The organism is Streptomyces tritici (assembly GCF_048500665.1).
In the GTDB taxonomy this organism is placed as follows: Bacteria; Actinomycetota; Actinomycetes; order Streptomycetales; family Streptomycetaceae; genus Streptomyces; species Streptomyces tritici.
Window position 1 is genome coordinate 2,743,780 of sequence record NZ_CP183183.1, and the last position, 15,214, is coordinate 2,758,993.

Below are 15,214 nucleotides of genomic sequence, written 5' to 3' on the forward strand. Positions count from 1 at the left end.
CTCACTCCCCCACCGCGACGGCCCGCGCGAAGCCGCCGTCGACCATCAGGTTCGCCACCGTCTCCAGCTCCGGCGGATTGCCCGCCAGCCGCTGCAGGAAATCGTCGAAATCGGCGCCGCACGGCATCAACAGCCGCTCCACCCGCTCCTGCACACCCAGACCGTCACGGTCCCGGGCGTCGTCGTACGCGCAGAACCAGACCGAACCGACACCCTCCCCGCGCACCTTCACCGCGAGCAGACCGCCCTGCACGAACGCCACGCCCAGGAAGTCCTTCGTCAGATGGTCCCGCAGACACTTGTTCACGTACACCAGGTCGTTGACCGCCGCCTCCTCACGCACCGTGAAGAACGGCTGGTCCACCAGCACACCCAGCTCCGCGTCCAGCGCCGCGCCCACCGGCGCGCACCCGCCCGCGGCCTTCAGGAACGACCGGTACGCGCCCGGCAGGCGGTACCCCAGGTCCTCCTCCACGCCCTGCAGCTGCTGCTCCGACACCGACACCCGCGCCTTCGGCAGCCCGAAATGCGCCGGCCGGGTCTCCTGCAACGGCCGCGTCCCGCGCTTGCCGTGGTCCACCGACGCCGTCGCCACACCCCCGTGGTGCCGCAGCAGCGCCTTCACCTCCACCGGGACCAGCTCAAGCCGCCGCGTCCCCGTCACGTGGTGCCACGTCCAGCCGTGCGGCGTCGCCACCGCCGGGATCGTGTCCCACAGCTCGTGCCCCGACGCCGCCAGCGCCGCGTTCGCGGACACGTAGTCCGTCAGCCGCAGCTCGTCCACGCCGAAGCCCTCCGGCGGCTCCGCGATCTCCGCGGCCGCCCGGGCGTACGGTGAGAAGTCCGGGTAGCCGTGCTCGTCCACCCGCACCCCACGAGGATGCCGGGAAGCCCGGACCGGATCCGGAAAATGCACGACCTGCCCGGCGTAGGCCGCGTTCGGTGGCGCGGCATCCTGCCCGAGCCGACCTGTCGTCATGGCGGTTGCCCCCTGCGCTGGCTGCTGGCTGATTCCGCACAGCCTATGCGGTGCCACCAGCCCACCGCCCGGGCCGCAACCGCCACCGCACCCCACCGTGACCAACTGTCACGACCGCATGACCAAGCCGTCATGACGGCGACACACCGAACGGCGCTTTTGTCCACCCAGCTTCCACACTCGGCAACCCATTTGGCAGGCTGTTCACGCAACTCGGGGGATTGCAGGAGGGGAAGACGAACGACGATGCAGACCGCACGACCACCGGCGCCGGTGCCCACACAGGGTGACCCACGCCTCAGCTGGAGCGCCACCGACACCGCCCGCGCACCCGTCCTGCGACACCGCCGCGACGGCATCCTGCCGACCGTCGGCGCCGCACTCTCGGTACGCGGCGAAACCCTCACGTGCACCGCCGGACGCGGCGACCGCGCACCCGTCCTCCACCCGCTCGTGCAGGACTTCCTCGACACCCTCACCAGCGGCCAGCGAGAACGCTTCACCGGCCGCTGCCCGGAAGCCATCCTGCTCTCCCGGCACCTCACCGCCGCCGAGAGCGCCCGCTCCAAACGCGCCCAGCGCAAGCCCCTCACCCACTCCGAGGCCCGGCGCTCCCTCAAACACGCCAAACTCACCGCCCGCCGCATCCGCGAGGACGGCGACCCCCTGCACGGCAGCTACGCGGCGCCCTGCCGCTCCTGCACGGCGATGCTCGCCCACTTCGGCGTACGCCCCGTCGACCCCACCGCCCAGAACGGCTGACCCGCACCGCATGCCCGACCTGAACACCACCCGCTTCCCCGTCAACGTCGACGCGGTCCTCCGCGAGGCGGGCTGGCAGCCCGGCCGGTGGGACATCAAACAGGCCGAGGAATGGGCCGACGCCCTGCGCGCCCACGTCTCCCCCGCCGGACACCGGCACGCCGTCTTCCCGGCCGCCGTCGAGGCCTGGGCGGAGTTCGGCGGCCTGCGGCTCACCGGCCCCGGACCCGGCCGGCACATCGCCCCCGCACCCGTCCACCTCGACCCCCTCGCCGGCCTCCACCTCGCCCGCACCCTCGGCGACCTCGGCCGCGCCCTGGAGACGGAACTCGCGCCCCTCGGCGAGGAGGGCGAACACCGGGCGACGCTCGCCATCGACAGCGAGGGCCGCGTGTACAGCCTCGACCACACCGGCGACTGGTACCTCGGCCGCGACATCGACACCGCCCTGACCAGCCTCATCACCGGCACCCAGCCCGTACGCCTGGCCGCGAGCGGCTGACGAAGGGGCGGCGCATGCGGAGGCGCCGGATGCCGGGCCCGTAAGCGGGCACGCCGGGACACGGGCACACAGACACACAGGCACGCGGACACACAGGCACACGGGCACACGGGCACACGGGCACACGCGTACAGGGGGCACACGCGTGCGCGACAGAACCGGCGGATCCCCGCCGGCCCAGGACCTACGCCGCCGCGTCCCGGGACTCCGCCGGCAGGACCGCCGAGACGCGGAAACCGCCCGCGTCTGTGGGGCCCGACACGAACACCCCGCCCAGCCGGTTCACCCGCTCCCGCATCCCCACCAGCCCGTTGCCCCCGCTCGGCAGCTGCGCGTCCGCCGCGCCCGCGTCCGACGGACCGTTCTCCACCTGCATCGCGACCTCGCCCTCCCGATGGGCCAGCCGCACCACGACCTTCGCGCCCGCCGCGTGCTTGTGCACGTTCGTCAACGCCTCCTGCACCACCCGGTACGCCGTACGCTCCACCTCCGCCGCGTACCGGCACGGCTCCCCCAGCACCGTCAGCTCCACGACCGCCCCCGCCTGCCGCGACTGCTCCACCAACTCCTCCAGGGCGTCCAGACACGGCCCGTCCTCGGACGCCGCCTCCGCCGCGGCCGCCGCGGCCGCCCGCCCCACCGCCGCCAGCGGCACGGGCTCCGGCCCCGCCGCCGGAGCCTCCTCACGGAGCACGCCCAGCATGCTCCGCAGCTCCGTCAGCGCCTGCCGGCCCATGTCACCCACCAGCGCCGCGTTCTTCACCGCCTTCTGCGGATCCTTCAACGCCACCGCCTGCAACGCCGCCGCGTGCACCACCATCAGCGACACCCGGTGCGCCACCACGTCGTGCATCTCGCGGGCGATCCGCGTCCGCTCCTCCTGCCGCGCCCACTGCGCCCGCTCCTCGGCACGGTCCGCGAGCAGCGACAGCTCCTGCTCCAGACTGTCCGCCCGCTCCCGCAGGCTCTCCATGAGCCGGCGCCGGGCGCCGATGTAGAGGCCGAAGAGCAGCGGCGGGGCGTTCAGACCGAGCGTCATGATCAACGCCACCAGCGGGACGTACCAGCCGAGCGGCTCGAACTCCTCCGCCCGCTGCATCTCCTGCCGGAACCGCACCACGGTCACCAGGAACACCGCGGCCGACGACATCCCCGCCAGCAGCGCCGTGATCCGCCGCGGCACCTCGGAGGCGGCGAGCGTGTACAGCCCGACGATGCCCAGCAGGAAACCCATCTCGGCGGGCGTCGTCGCGATCGACACCAGCACCACGACGATCGGCCACCGCCGGCGCAGGGTCAGCACGGAACCGGCGGCCAGCCCGAACAGCACACCCACCGGCACCGGCACACCCGCCTCCCCGGCGAAGCCGACACCCTCCAGCCCGCACTCCAGCGCCGACACCAGGCCCAGCCCGATGTCGAGCACCGCGCTCCGACGTCTCCCCCACCACCAGCCCCGCGCGGGCCCGCCCGCCGCGTCCTGGTGTGCCCCCGTTGCGGTCATGCGCCCAGCCTACGGGCGACCGCCGGCCGTTTTCGGGGACTCCACACTCACTCGAACTGGTGAATCGCCCACGTTTTCGATCCGGACGTCCGCATTCCGGACGAATCTGTCCGACATGAGCACCGAGACGAGTCGGTACGCCGCCGACTTCGACGCCCTGCGCGAGCAGGCCGTCGCGCTCCGCCGCGAGGGCCTCAGCCTGCGCCAGATCCGCGACCGACTGAAGATCTTCAACAACGACCTCCTCCACCGCCTGGTGAAGGGCGAACCCCCGCCGGCCTGGACGAAGCGCCCCAACGCCAAGGACGACCTCAGGGCCAAGGCGAGGGAGCTCCGCCTCCAGGGCCTCACCTACGACCAGATCCAACTGGAGCTGGGCTGCTCGAAGAGCTCGATATCCCTGTGGGTCCGGGACCTGCCGAAGGTCGACAAGCGAACGCCTGAGGAGCAGGGTCGGGAGGCCGGGCGAAAGCGCTGGGAACACGAGCGCCCTCGACGCGAGGCTGCCCGGCAGGAACGGAAGCGCACCGCCTACGGTGAGATCGGCACCATGACCGAACGTGAGCTCTTCCTCGTCGGAGTCGGCCTCTACTGGGCAGAAGGCTCGAAGAGCAAGCCGTACGCCCGCCGTGAGGCTGTCATCTTCGTCAACAGCGACCCAGACATGATCGCGCTCTACCTCGCCTGGCTCGACGTGCTGGGCATCGAGCGCGACCGTCTGCGCTTCCGAGTCATGATCCACGAATCGGCCGACGTCGCCGCTGCCGAGCAGTACTGGGCCGACCTGGTCGAGGTCGACGTGGCCACGCTCGGAAAGACCACGCTGAAGAAGCACAACCCGAAGACGGTCCGCAAGAACGTCGGGGAGGATTACCGGGGTTGTCTCACGGTCACGGTGTCACGGGGAGCTGACCTGTATCAGCGCATCGAGGGCTGGTGGTCTGGCATGGTGGTGGAGGCCAAACGCCTAACCGCGTAGGCTGACCCCGCCATCCCGGGTTGCTCTGTCGGTAGGGGCGACTGGACTTTGAATCCAGGTACGACGCAGGTTCGACTCCTGCCCCGGGAGCAAGCTGGTACGGGTCCCGGCCTCCGTGGTCGGGACCCGCGCTCATTTCCGGGTGAGTACCCCCCGGTATCCTTCGGATGTCCACCACCCGAAGCCGAAGGGCATTCCCGTGAGCGCCAACCGCCCGGCCGCCGTCGTCGTACTCGCAGCGGGTGAGGGCACCCGCATGAAGTCGAAGACTCCCAAGGTCCTCCACGAGATCTGCGGGCGTTCGCTCGTCGGACACGTCGTCTCCGCCGCCCGGGAGCTGGACCCCGAGCATCTGGTCGTCGTGGTGGGGCACGCCCGCGAGCAGGTCACCGCGCATCTGGACGCGCACTACGCGGGGACGCGGACCGCCGTGCAGTACGAGCAGAACGGCACCGGGCACGCCGTGCGCATGGCGCTGCAGGAGCTGGGCCAGGCGCCGGAGGGGACCGTCGTCGTCGTGTGCGGCGACACTCCGCTGCTGTCCGGGGAGACGCTTCAGGCGCTGGCCGCGACGCACGCCGCGGACGGCAACGCCGTGACCGTGCTGACGGCCGAGGTGCCGGACTCCACCGGTTACGGGCGGATCGTGCGGGACGCGGAGACCGGCGCCGTGACGGCGATCGTGGAGCACAAGGACGCCTCCCCCGAGCAGCTCGCCATCCGGGAGATCAACTCCGGGGTGTTCGCGTTCGACGGCGCCCTGCTCGCCGAGGCGATCAAGCAGCTGCGGACGGACAACAGTCAGGGCGAGGAGTACCTCACCGACGTGCTGTCGATCCTGCGGGAGGCGGGTCACCGTGTCGGCGCGTCCGTCGCGGGTGATCACCGGGAGATCCTGGGGATCAACAACCGGGTGCAGCTGGCGGAGGCGCGGGGTCTGCTGAACCGGCGGCTGCTGGAGCGGGCGATGACGGCGGGTGTCACGATCGTCGATCCGTCGTCCGTGTTCGTGGACGTGACCGTGACCTTCGAGCGGGATGCCGTCGTGCACCCCGGTACGCAGCTCACCGGCGCGACGCACATCGGTGAGGACGCCGAGGTGGGGCCGAACACGCGGCTGAAGGACACGAGGGTGGGCGCGGGCGCCCGGGTGGACAACACGGTCGCCGATTCGGCGGTGATCGGTGAGAACGCTTCCGTGGGGCCGTTCGCGTACCTGCGTCCGGGGACGAGCCTCGGCGCGAAGGGGAAGATCGGCACTTACGTCGAGACGAAGAACGCGTCGATCGGTGAGGGCACGAAGGTGCCGCATCTCTCGTACGTGGGGGACGCGACGATCGGCGAGTACTCGAACATCGGCGCCGCGAGTGTGTTCGTGAACTACGACGGTGAGAAGAAGCACCACACGACGATCGGCTCTCACTGCCGTACCGGTTCGGACAACATGTTTGTGGCTCCTGTCACGGTCGGGGACGGCGCGTACACCGCTGCCGGCTCGGTGATCACGAAGGATGTGCCGGCGGGTGCGCTGGCCGTCGCCCGTGGCCAGCAGCGGAATATCGAGGGTTGGGTGGCCCGGAAGCGTCCGGGGAGCGCCGCCGCGCAGGCCGCTCAGGCGGCCGTGGAGGAGTCCGACGGCGAAAGCTGACCGGAAACGGGTACGTCGAACTCGGCGTACCGTGATACGTGCACACAAATTCGGCTGGCTCGCTCACGCGCATGGGACGCTCGTGTTCGCGGCCGGTGAACACGTCTGAGGAGACAGTGCTGTGACCGGGATCAAGACGACCGGCGAGAAGAAGTTGATGCTCTTCTCCGGCCGCGCCCACCCCGAGCTGGCCGAGGAGGTCGCGCACCAGCTGGGTGTCGGTCTCGTTCCGACCAAGGCCTTCGACTTCGCGAACGGAGAGATCTACGTCCGCTTCCAGGAGTCGGCGCGTGGCGCGGACTGCTTCCTGATCCAGAGCCACACGGCTCCGATCAACAAGTGGATCATGGAGCAGCTGATCATGATCGATGCTCTGAAGCGGGCTTCCGCGCGGAGCATCACCGTGATCGTCCCGTCGTACGGCTATGCCCGTCAGGACAAGAAGCACCGTGGTCGTGAGCCGATCTCGGCCCGTCTGGTGGCGGACCTGATGAAGACGGCGGGTGCGGACCGGATTCTGACGGTGGACCTGCACACGGACCAGATCCAGGGCTTCTTCGACGGTCCGGTGGACCACCTGTCGGCGCTGCCGGTGCTGGCGGACTACGTGGGCGGGAAGGTCGACCGCGAGAAGCTGACGATCGTGTCGCCGGACGCGGGTCGTGTGCGGGTGGCGGACCGTTGGTGCGACCGTCTGGACGCGCCGCTGGCGATCGTGCACAAGCGGCGTGACAAGGACGTCGCGAACCAGGTGACGGTGCACGAGGTCGTGGGTGACGTGAAGGGCCGGGTGTGTGTCCTGGTCGACGACATGGTCGACACGGGCGGCACGATCTGCGCCGCGGCCGAGGCGCTGTTCGCGCACGGTGCGGAGGACGTGATCGTGACGGCGACGCACGGCATTCTGTCGGGTCCGGCGGCGGACCGTCTGAAGAACTCGAAGGTGAGCGAGTTCGTGTTCACGGACACGCTGCCGGTGCCGGGTTCGCTGGACATCGACAAGATCACGGTGCTGTCGATCGCGCCGACGATCGCGCGTGCGGTGCGTGAGGTGTTCGAGGACGGTTCGGTGACGAGCCTGTTCGAGGAGCACTGAGCCGTCTCCTGAGGCAGGGGTGTTTTCGGCCACTGCTGTGAGCTTGGTAAGGGCCGCTCTCTTCGGAGGGCGGCCCTTACGCGTGTCCACAGGTTGCTCCGTGTTGATCCAATTGGGTGCCTCGGGCCGGGGCCGGTAGACTGCCGTAGTTGCTCGGCGAGGGAGGCCGTCCGCGTACGCGGTTCGGCGGTCCGTTATCGACGCGCTCTTCGTAGCAGGCCATCGCCAGTCGTGGCCGGGTGACCCATCTGTTTCCGTCACCTTCTACGAGGAGTGCACATGTCCGAGGTGAAGCTCGCCGCCACCGTCCGCACCGAGTTCGGCAAGGGCGCGGCCCGCAAGATCCGTCGCGCCGGCCAGGTCCCCGGTGTTCTGTACGGTCACGGCTCGGACCCGATCCACCTGACCCTGCCGGGTCACGACCTGCTGCTCGCCCTGCGTACGCCGAACGTCCTGCTGACGCTGGACATCGACGGCAAGGGCCAGGAGCTGGCGATCCCGAAGGCCGCGCAGCGCGACCCGCTGAAGGGTTTCCTGGAGCACGTCGACCTGCTGCTGGTGAAGCGCGGCGAGAAGGTCACCGTCGAGGTTCCGGTCCAGGCCGAGGGTGAGCTGGCCGCCGGCGGCAACCTGCTGGAGCACGTGCTGAACACCATCTCCCTGGAGGCCGAGGCCACCCACCTGCCGGAGGCCGTGACGGTTTCCGTCGAGGGCCTGTCGGCCGGCGACTCGATCCTGGCGAAGGACCTGGCGCTGCCGAAGGGTGCCACCCTGGTGACCGAGGAGGACGCCGTCGTGCTGCAGGTTCTGGCCGCGCAGGCCGAGGAGCCGGCCGCCGAGGGCGAGGGCGAGGCCGCCGAGGGCGCCGAGGCCTGAGCCGTAGGCTCTGCCTGACCTGGCGGGGTGACGGGCCCACCGGCCCGTCACCCCGTTTCTCTTTGTTCGGTTCGAGGAGACGAGACGCAGATGACGACGGACGACGCGAACGCCCCCTGGCTGATCGTCGGCCTCGGCAATCCGGGCCCCGAGTACGCGGGGAACCGTCACAACGCGGGGTTCATGGTGGTGGACCTGCTGGCGGAGCGGATCGGCGGGAAGTTCAAGCGGGCGCAGAAGGCGCAGGCGCAGGTGGTGGAGGGCCGGATGGGCCCGCCGGGGCCGGCGAACCGGCGTGTGGTGCTGGCGAAGCCGATGTCGTACATGAATCTGTCGGGCGGTCCGGTGTCGGCGCTGCGGGACTTCTACAAGGTGCCGGTGGCGCATGTGGTGGCGGTCCATGACGAGCTGGACATCGACTACGGGGTGCTGCGGCTGAAGATCGGCGGCGGTGACAACGGGCACAACGGTCTGAAGTCGATGACGAAGGCGATGGGTGCCGAGTACCACCGGCTGCGGTTCGGGATCGGGCGGCCGCCGGGGCGGATGCAGGTGGCGGATTTCGTGCTGAAGGACTTCTCGTCGGCGGAGCGCAAGGAGCTGGACTACTTCGTGGACCGGGCGGCGGACGCGGTGGAGTGCCTGGTGGCGGAGGGTCTGGAGCGGGCGCAGTCGGCGTACAACGCGTAGGGGTGCGGTGCGTGGGGGTTCGGCGCGTGGGGGACGTCTCACAGGGGTACGGCTCGTAGGCGTACGCCTGTACGATCGCGCCCCATGAAGCGCACCGTCCTCGTCCGGAACGCCCGTGTCGCCGCCATGGGGGCGGTGGCCGTGCTGCTCGTGGTGGCGGGGGTGTGGTCGTCGTGGGCGTCGGCGCAGCACGTGCTGCTGTCGAAGGGGCGGGAGCACGGCACGTTGACGGTGACGGGCTGCACGGAGGAGATGTGCAGCGGCCGGTTCGTTCCGGAGGACCGGGGTTCGTCGCGGAGCACGGTGGTGATCGCGCGGTCGGTGGCGGTGGCGAAGGGGCGGACGCTGCCGGTGGTGGTGAAGCCGGGTACGGATGAGGCGGTGCGTACGGGCTGGGCGGGGGGCCTGCACGCGTGGCTGCCGTTGGGCGGGGCGTTGCTGTTGGCGTCGTTGGTGATCGGGGGCGGTCTGCGGATGACGCGGACGGCGTGGTCGTCGGCGGCGCTGGGCGGGGCGTTGTTGCTGGGGACGTTCTTCGCGCTCTGACGTGCGGTCAGGTCGGTTGACCTGGCTGGATTGTTATGAACCCTTGGGTTAAGAGTGACTTAAAGAAGTCGGTAGGCTGCCCCCGCCACCTCCCACGGCACTTCTCATCTCATCCCAGATGGACACCCATATGCGACGAACCCTCATTCCCGCCTGTGCCGTCGTCGCCGCCCTCTCGGCGACCGCGCTGCTGGCACCCACGGCTGCCGCGACGCCGAAGCCCAAGGGCGACAACGGCACCGTGAAGATCCACGACTCGAAGACCGGTGAGGAGCTCCGCCAGAACGAGCCCAAGGTCTGCGAGTTCTACGTCGACGCCTTCGGCTTCGACGCCGGTCAGAAGGTCACGTGGCACATCGAGGCCTGGGCGAACAACGACCAGGACAAGGGCACCACGGTCAAGGACGGCATCCTCGTCCTGGACGCGGACGGCCACGAGCGCACCGCGGACATGACCCTTCCGGACGGCCAGTACAAGCTGTTCTGGAACTTCGAGGGCGAGAACGGCCGCGCCAAGCACAAGGTCTTCAAGACCGACTGCGAGCCGGGCGAGGAGCCCACCAAGCCGGGCGAGGAGCCGACGAAGCCGGGCGAGGAGCCCACCAAGCCCGGTGAGGAGCCCACCAAGCCGGGCGAGGAGCCCACGAAGCCCGGCGAGGAGCCGACCCCCGGTTCCTCCGAGAACCCCGGCGCGCCCGGCGACAAGGGCGACCAGGGTGGCAAGGACGCCGAGGGTGACCTCGCCGAGACCGGTTCGTCCGCGCCCGTCGGCATCATCGCCGCGGTCGCCGTGGTCCTCGCGGGTGTCGGTGGCTTCCTGGTGACGCGCCGCCGCAAGGCCGCGCAGGGCTGAGCCTCGTAGCAGCACGCAGTACCCGCAGTACCCGCAGTACGACGGTGCCCCCACCGGCCATGCCGGTGGGGGCACTTCGTGTGTCGCGCGGCGTCAGCCGGTGTTGCGCAGGCCCGCCGCGACGCCGTTGACGGTCAGCAGGAGGGCGCGGGAGAGCAGCGGGTCCGGCTCCTCGCCGCGCTCGGCGGCGGCCCGCTGGCGGGCGAGCAGGGACACCTGGAGGTAGGAGATCGGGTCCAGGTAGGCGTCGCGGATGGCGAAGGTCTGCTGGAGCACCGGGTTGGAGTCGAGCAGCTTCTCGCCGCCCGTCACCTTCAGGACCTCCTCCACGGTCAGCGCGTGCTCCGCCTCGATGGTGGCGAAGACGTGCTTGAGCTCGTCGGGGACGAGGGTGTCGACGTAGTGGCGGGCGATCCGCAGGTCCGTCTTGGCCAGCGTCATCTCGACGTTGGAGAGGAAGTTGCGGAAGAAGTGCCACTTCTCGTACATCTCGCCGAGGACCGCGTCGAGTCCGGCCTCGCGCAGGGCCTTGAGGCCCGAGCCGACGCCGTACCAGCCGGGGACGATCTGGCGGGACTGGGTCCAGCCGAACACCCACGGGATGGCGCGCAGTCCGTCGAGGCCGGCGCCGGAGTCGGGCCGGCGGGAGGGCCGGGAGCCGAGGTGCAGGTCGGCGAGCTGGTCGACGGGGGTGGAGGCGAAGAAGTAGGCGGGCAGGTCGGGGTCCTCGACGAGCCGGCGGTACGCGGTGTGGGCGGCCTCGGAGGCGGTGTCCATGGCCGCGTCCCAGCGGGCGAGGGCCTCGTCGGACTGGCGCGGCGCGGTGTGCAGGGCGGAGGCCTGCAGGGTGGCGGCCACGGTCAGTTCGAGGTTCTCGCGGGCCAGCGAGGGGATGAGGTACTTGTCGGAGATGACCTCGCCCTGCTCGGTGACCTTGATCTCGCCCTCCAGGGTGCCCCAGGGCTGGGCGAGGATCGCGTCGTGGGAGGGGCCGCCGCCGCGGCCGACGGTGCCGCCGCGGCCGTGGAACAGCCTCAGCCGGACCCCGTAGCGGTGGGCGACGTCCCTCAGCCTGCGCTGGGCGCGGTGGATCTCCCACTGGCTGGTGGTGATGCCGCCGAACTTGGAGGAGTCGGAGTAGCCGAGCATGACCTCCTGGACGTCGCCGCGCAGCGAGACGAGGCGGCGGTAGGAGGGGTCGGCGAGCATGTCGTTGAGGATGACGTCGGCGGCCCGGAGTTCGTCGGTGGTCTCCAGGAGCGGCACGATGCCGATCTTGGCCCAGCCGGCGTGCAGGTCGATCAGTCCGGCCTCGCGGGCGAGGACGGCGGCGGCGAAGACGTCGTCGGCGCCCTGGCACATCGAGATGATGTACGACTCGATGACCTCGGGGCCGAAGCGCTCGAAGGCTTCCTTGACGGTGTGGAAGACACCGAGGGTCTTCTGCCCGGCCGCGTCGAGCGGGGCGGGCGTGGGGGCCAGGGGGCGGCGCGAGCGCAGTTCCTTGGCGAGGAGCTTCTGCCGGTAGTCGCGCGGCATGTCGGCGTACCGCCAGGACTCCTCGCCGAGCCGGTCGAAGAGCTGGCCGAGGGCGTGGTGGTGGGCGTCGGCGTGCTCGCGGACGTCCATGGTGGCGAGCTGGAGGCCGAACGCGGACAGGGTGCGGATGACCCGGTCGAGGCGGCCGTCGGCGAGCAGGCCGCCGCGGTGGGCGCGCAGCGACTCCTGGATCAGGGTGAGGTCGGCGAGGAGCTCGGCGGTGCCCAGGTAGTCGCGGCCGGGCTGGTGCGGGGTGCCCTGGGCGAGCCGCTCGCGGGTGTTGATGAGCTTCTGCCGGATGCAGGTGGCCTTGAGCCGGTAGGGCTCCTCGGCGTTGAGCCGCTTGTACCGGGGGCTGATCTCGGGGAGCCGGTCGAGGTCGGCCTGCAGGGAGCCGAGGAGTTCCTCGGTGGCGCCGGCGTAGCGGATGGAGTTGGAGAGCAGGGCGCGCAGTTCGTCGATGAGTTCGAGGGCGTCGCGGATGCCGTGCTCGTGCTGGAGGATGAGGACGTCCCAGGTCACCTGGGGGGTGACGTTGGGGTTGCCGTCGCGGTCGCCGCCGATCCAGGTGCCGAAGGTGAGCGGGCGGGTGCCGGCGGGCAGTTCGATGCCGACGCGTTCGAGTTCGGCGGCGAGGTCCTCCAGGACGGCGCCGACGGCGCCGGCGTGCAGCTCGTCGAGGTAGTAGATCGCGTTGCGGGCCTCGTCGGCGGGCTCGGGGCGGACGACCCGCAGTTCGTCGGTCTGCCAGATGAGGTCGATGTTCTCGGCGAGCCGCTGGTCGTGCCGGCGCCGGTCGGCCTCGATGACCGGGGTCTCCAGGAGGGCCGCGATCCGGCGCAGCTTGTTGAGCACGGAGCGGCGGGCGGCCTCGGTGGGGTGCGCGGTGAAGACGGGGCGCACGTTGAGGTTCTTGACCGTCGCGCGGACGTGCTCGGGGTCGCCGTCCTTGAGCATGTCGGCGGTGCGGGCGAGCAGGCCGCCCTCGCCGGCGCGCCGCTCGCGCAGTTCGCGGCCGCGGTGCACCTGCTCGGTGACGTTGGCGAGGTGGAAGTACGTGGAGAAGGCGCGTACCAGCTTGGCGGCGGTCTCCAGGTCGGTGTCGCCGAGGAGGGACGCGGCGGCGTCGCCGTCCTCGCGGGTGAGGCGGCGGACCTTCTCGACGAGGTCGAGGATCTCGCGGCCCTCCTGCCGGACGAGGGTCTCGCCCAGCAGGTCGCCCAGTCGGCGGATGTCGGCGCGCAGCTCGGTGCGGGCGGGGGAGGTCTGGTCGGCACTGCTCACAGGTGCGGCTCCTTGCAGTGTTTGAGCACGTCTGGAGGGTTTCCTACAGGCTGCGGACCGCGCTGTCCGACGCACCCAGGATAGGTGTGCCGTCCCCCCGCGCGGCGCACGGGCCCGCTTGTGCCCTCTTGCCGCGCGCCTCGGCGCTGCCATACTTACGTCGCCGTAGGTTACGGACCCGTAGCCAGGGCCGTGGCCAGGCGTCCGGCTCTTCCTCCTTCACCCCCCAGAGGGACCTCTACATGACCTCTAGCCCCGAGGTGCTCGAAACCGCACCGGATACGCCCTCCGCCACCCTCGGCGGGGACAGCAAGGGTTCGATCGAGCAGATCACGCTGTCGCTGTTCATCGTGGTGCCCTTCCTCGCCCTGCTGGCGGCGGTGCCGCTGGCCTGGGGGTGGGGGGTGAGCTGGCTCGATCTGGGCCTGATGACGGCGATGTACTACATCGGCTGCCATGGCATCACGATCGGTTTCCACCGTTATTTCACCCATGGTTCCTTCAAGGCGAAGCGGCCGCTGCGGATCGCGCTGGCGATCATGGGGTCGCTGGCGGTGGAGGGTCCGCTGGTGCGCTGGGTGGCGGATCACCGCAAGCACCACAAGTACTCCGACGCGGAGGGCGACCCGCACTCGCCGTGGCGGTACGGGGAGTCCGTGCCGGCGCTGATGAAGGGCCTGTGGTGGGCGCACATCGGCTGGATGTTCGACGAGGAGCGGACTCCGCAGCACAAGTACGCGCCCGATCTGATCAAGGATCCGGCCCTTCGGGCGATCTCGCGGCAGTTCGTGCTGTGGACGGTCGTGTCGCTGGCGATCCCGCCGGTGGTGGGCGGTCTGGTGACGATGTCGTGGTGGGGCGCGTTCACCGCGTTCTTCTGGGGTTCGCTGGTGCGGGTCGCGCTGCTGCACCACGTGACGTGGTCGATCAACTCGATCTGCCACGCGATGGGCAAGCGTCCGTTCAAGTCGCGGGACCGTTCGGGCAACGTGTGGTGGCTGGCGGTGCTGTCGTGCGGCGAGTCGTGGCACAACCTGCACCACGCGGACCCGACGTCGGCGCGGCACGGGGTGCTGCGCGGGCAGATCGACTCCAGCGCGCGGCTCATCCGCTGGTTCGAGCAGCTGGGCTGGGCGTACGACGTGCGCTGGCCGGCGGAGTCCCGCATCGAAGCCCGCCGCAAGGCCGTGTCCGCCGATTCGGCATGATGGAGGATGTGGCGATCGACGGCAGTTCCAGCAGCAGCGACAAGCCCCGTCGGGGGCGCAGGGTCCGCATGACCGGCGCGGAGCGCCGGGAACAGCTGCTGGACATCGGTCGCACCTTGTTCGCGGCGAAGGGTTTCGAGGGCACGTCGGTGGAGGAGATCGCGGCGAAGGCCGGCGTCTCCAAGCCGGTGGTGTACGAGCACTTCGGCGGCAAGGAGGGCCTGTACGCGGTCGTCGTGGACCGGGAGATGCGCCAGCTGCTCGACATGGTGACGGGGGCGCTGACCGCGGGGCATCCGCGGGAGCTCCTGGAGCAGGCGGCGTTCGCGCTGCTGGACTACATCGAGCGGTACACGGACGGCTTCCGGATCCTGGTGCGGGATTCGCCGGTGGCCCAGTCGACGGGTACGTTCGCGTCGCTGATCAGCGACATCGCCACGCAGGTGGAGGACATCCTGGGCCTGGAGTTCAAGGCCCGCGGCTTCGACCCGAAGCTGGCGCCGCTGTACGCGCAGGCGCTGGTGGGCATGGTGGCGCTGACCGGCCAGTGGTGGCTGGACGTGCGCAAGCCGAAGAAGGCGGAGGTGGCCGCGCATCTGGTGAACCTGGCGTGGCACGGCCTGGACGGCATGGAGCAGAAGCCCCGGCTGATAGGGCATCGCAAGGCCTGAGCGGAACGGCGGAGGGGCCGGCGCACCGGAAAGGGTGCGGCCGGCCCCTCCGCGTCGTCCGCGGCTCGGCCGTCCGG

The 15,214-nt window shown here is 70.5% G+C and carries 14 protein-coding genes and 1 tRNA gene; 12 read left to right on the top strand and 3 right to left on the bottom strand.

Annotated features, from left to right (window positions below):
• Nucleotide 1: 1 nt before the first annotated feature.
• On the bottom strand, nucleotides 2-979 hold the full coding sequence (locus tag ACNJ93_RS12560; protein WP_418957477.1) for an SMI1/KNR4 family protein: 978 nt from the start codon (nucleotides 977-979) through the stop codon (nucleotides 2-4).
• 246 nt (nucleotides 980-1,225) lie between these two features.
• Between ACNJ93_RS12560 and ACNJ93_RS12565 the strand changes: the two genes are divergently transcribed.
• Together ACNJ93_RS12565 and ACNJ93_RS12570 are read left to right on the top strand one after the other, a co-directional pair.
• Nucleotides 1,226-1,741: a YwqJ-related putative deaminase gene (locus ACNJ93_RS12565; protein WP_418957478.1), complete on the top strand. Its 516-nt coding sequence runs from the start codon at nucleotides 1,226-1,228 to the stop codon at nucleotides 1,739-1,741.
• Between the two features lie 10 nt (nucleotides 1,742-1,751).
• Nucleotides 1,752-2,243, top strand: coding sequence for an SUKH-3 domain-containing protein (locus ACNJ93_RS12570; protein ID WP_418957479.1), 492 nt, complete (start codon nucleotides 1,752-1,754; stop codon nucleotides 2,241-2,243).
• Between the two features lie 184 nt (nucleotides 2,244-2,427).
• Here ACNJ93_RS12570 and ACNJ93_RS12575 read toward each other — a convergent pair whose 3' ends face one another.
• A complete protein-coding gene (locus tag ACNJ93_RS12575; RefSeq protein ID WP_418957480.1) occupies nucleotides 2,428-3,747 on the bottom strand; it encodes a sensor histidine kinase in 1,320 nt (439 codons plus the stop codon).
• A 115-nt stretch (nucleotides 3,748-3,862) separates the two neighbouring features.
• Here ACNJ93_RS12575 and ACNJ93_RS12580 point away from each other — a divergent pair, with 115 nt between their 5' ends.
• The 8 genes from ACNJ93_RS12580 (at nucleotide 3,863) to ACNJ93_RS12615 (ending at nucleotide 10,435) form a co-directional block, all read left to right on the top strand.
• Nucleotides 3,863-4,726 carry a hypothetical protein gene (locus ACNJ93_RS12580; RefSeq protein WP_418957481.1) on the top strand — a complete coding sequence of 288 codons (864 nt, stop codon included), beginning with the start codon at nucleotides 3,863-3,865 and terminating at the stop codon, nucleotides 4,724-4,726.
• A gap of 13 nt (nucleotides 4,727-4,739) precedes the next feature.
• Nucleotides 4,740-4,816 (top strand) — tRNA-Gln (locus tag ACNJ93_RS12585).
• 109 nt (nucleotides 4,817-4,925) lie between these two features.
• A complete protein-coding gene (glmU, locus tag ACNJ93_RS12590) occupies nucleotides 4,926-6,374 on the top strand; it encodes a bifunctional UDP-N-acetylglucosamine diphosphorylase/glucosamine-1-phosphate N-acetyltransferase GlmU (RefSeq protein ID WP_418957482.1) in 1,449 nt (482 codons plus the stop codon).
• Between the two features lie 121 nt (nucleotides 6,375-6,495).
• Nucleotides 6,496-7,470 (top strand): ribose-phosphate diphosphokinase, encoded by a 975-nt coding sequence (locus ACNJ93_RS12595; protein ID WP_393643950.1) that lies wholly within the window; start codon nucleotides 6,496-6,498, stop codon nucleotides 7,468-7,470.
• A 279-nt stretch (nucleotides 7,471-7,749) separates the two neighbouring features.
• Nucleotides 7,750-8,346 carry a 50S ribosomal protein L25/general stress protein Ctc gene (locus ACNJ93_RS12600; protein WP_418957483.1) on the top strand — a complete coding sequence of 199 codons (597 nt, stop codon included), beginning with the start codon at nucleotides 7,750-7,752 and terminating at the stop codon, nucleotides 8,344-8,346.
• A 90-nt stretch (nucleotides 8,347-8,436) separates the two neighbouring features.
• Nucleotides 8,437-9,036 carry an aminoacyl-tRNA hydrolase gene (gene pth, locus ACNJ93_RS12605; RefSeq protein WP_418957484.1) on the top strand — a complete coding sequence of 200 codons (600 nt, stop codon included), beginning with the start codon at nucleotides 8,437-8,439 and terminating at the stop codon, nucleotides 9,034-9,036.
• Nucleotides 9,037-9,120: 84 nt separating this feature from the next.
• The gene (locus ACNJ93_RS12610) at nucleotides 9,121-9,582 is read left to right on the top strand and encodes a hypothetical protein (RefSeq protein ID WP_418957485.1); all 462 of its coding nucleotides are present in this window, start codon (nucleotides 9,121-9,123) and stop codon (nucleotides 9,580-9,582) included.
• Between the two features lie 130 nt (nucleotides 9,583-9,712).
• A complete protein-coding gene (locus ACNJ93_RS12615) occupies nucleotides 9,713-10,435 on the top strand; it encodes an LPXTG cell wall anchor domain-containing protein (protein ID WP_418957486.1) in 723 nt (240 codons plus the stop codon).
• A gap of 93 nt (nucleotides 10,436-10,528) precedes the next feature.
• On the opposite strand, the gene ppc is transcribed toward ACNJ93_RS12615, so the two are convergent.
• Entirely contained in the window at nucleotides 10,529-13,258 is a 2,730-nt protein-coding gene (gene ppc / locus ACNJ93_RS12620) for a phosphoenolpyruvate carboxylase (RefSeq protein WP_418957487.1), read from the bottom strand.
• 242 nt (nucleotides 13,259-13,500) lie between these two features.
• Here ppc and ACNJ93_RS12625 point away from each other — a divergent pair, with 242 nt between their 5' ends.
• Together ACNJ93_RS12625 and ACNJ93_RS12630 are read left to right on the top strand one after the other, a co-directional pair.
• Nucleotides 13,501-14,466 (top strand): acyl-CoA desaturase, encoded by a 966-nt coding sequence (locus ACNJ93_RS12625; protein ID WP_418957488.1) that lies wholly within the window; start codon nucleotides 13,501-13,503, stop codon nucleotides 14,464-14,466.
• Nucleotides 14,463-15,137: a TetR family transcriptional regulator gene (locus tag ACNJ93_RS12630; RefSeq protein ID WP_418957489.1), complete on the top strand. Its 675-nt coding sequence runs from the start codon at nucleotides 14,463-14,465 to the stop codon at nucleotides 15,135-15,137. The genes ACNJ93_RS12625 and ACNJ93_RS12630 overlap by 4 nt, the downstream gene beginning before the upstream one ends.
• Nucleotides 15,138-15,214: the final 77 nt, after the last annotated feature.